This window comes from Anaerococcus lactolyticus ATCC 51172, from assembly GCF_000156575.1.
Lineage (GTDB): Bacteria > Bacillota > Clostridia > Tissierellales > Peptoniphilaceae > Anaerococcus > Anaerococcus lactolyticus.
Genome location: NZ_GG666137.1, coordinates 1 through 241, shown reverse-complemented (window position 1 = coordinate 241; position 241 = coordinate 1). Strand labels below are relative to the sequence as shown.

Annotated in this window: 1 protein-coding gene; it reads left to right on the top strand. The window is 62.7% G+C overall.

Translation table 11 applies throughout. The annotated features are described in order from the left end of the window. Positions 1 to 241, top strand: a 241-nt coding sequence (locus HMPREF0072_RS11545) for a hypothetical protein (RefSeq protein ID WP_004830728.1), incomplete at both ends; no start/stop codon positions are given.

Here is a 241-nt window from a genome sequence, read left to right as displayed (position 1 = left end):
GCATCCGCAACTGGACTTCTCCGACATCGACGCGGTGCGCAAGGTGGTCGAAGAGTGCAACCAGTTGCCGGTCCACCCGCGCCATCCATATGTCGGCGACCTGGTTCATACCGCTTTCTCCGGCTCGCACCAGGATGCCATTCGCAAGGGCTTCGCCCAGCAGAAGGAAGACGCGATCTGGGAAGTGCCGTACCTGCCGATCGATCCGGCCGACATCGGCCGCGACTACGAAGCGGTGATC